Annotated in this window: 1 protein-coding gene; it reads left to right on the top strand. The window is 57.3% G+C overall.

Translation table 11 applies throughout. The features are described 5' to 3' along the window. Positions 1-929: ATP-binding cassette domain-containing protein (locus J5224_RS30175; protein WP_264628732.1), on the top strand; the 929-nt coding region annotated here is incomplete at its 5' end. Between the last annotated feature and the right edge of the window lie 54 nt (positions 930-983).

Genomic DNA, 983 nt, shown 5'->3' with positions numbered 1-983 from the left:
GTCTTAATACCCAACCGCGCGTGACGACCGGGCAATTGTCGTTGCATGATGTTTCGTTGCATAACCTGCATCATATCGATGTGACATTCCCTATGGGAGCACTCACCGTTGTCACCGGCGTAGCGGGGGCGGGGAAAAGCACGTTAGTGAACCGACTGTTGCCACGCCACTATCCGCATGCCGTGCTGATTGACCAACGCGCGCTTGGCGGAACGCGTCGGTCAACGATTGCCAGCTATATGGGGATAGTGGAGCCTATCCGCGCGTTGTTTGCGCGTGTCAGTGGGCATCCCGCCAGCCTGTTTAGCAGCAACGGACAAGGGGCTTGCCCGGAATGCAAAGGACTGGGAATGATACACACCGATCTGGCGTTTATGGACAGCGTTGAAACGCCCTGCGAAGCCTGTGCAGGCAGCGGATTTAATCATGCTGCGCGTGCGGTGGACTATTTAGGGAAAAACATGGTGCAGACACTGGCGCTCTCTGTGGCGCAAGCCATGGTGCATTTTTCCGGTCATGCGCCCATTGTGCGGTTATTGCAGCGTTTGCAGCGCGTCGGTTTAGACTATGCGCCGTTGGGCCAATGCCTGAGTACACTTTCCGGCGGTGAACGACAACGGTTGAAACTGGCATCTCAACTGGAAGAGGGCGGTTCGCTGTATCTGTTTGATGAACCTACCACCGGTTTACACCGTGCGGATGTGGACCGATTGCTGGCGCTGTTTGATGGGCTGGTCGAGCGCGGTCATACCGTGATTGTGGCTGAGCACAATCTGGATGTGATTGCACATGCTGACTGGCTGATTGAAATGGGGCCGGGTGCCGGGCACCGTGGTGGACAGGTGGTGTTTGCGGGAACGGCCTCAGCGATGATGGATGCACCGGATTCGATTACCGGCCCGTTTCTCAAGGCCGCGATGAATGCATGATCGGTTCGCCATCAACCGAACGCCTGGGCGAGATAAGCGCTCTCGCGCCAGGCG

This window comes from Candidatus Symbiopectobacterium sp. NZEC135, from assembly GCF_025962695.1.
The sequence above is the reverse complement of the archived record's forward strand: the minus strand, read 5'-3'. Positions and strand labels throughout refer to the sequence as shown.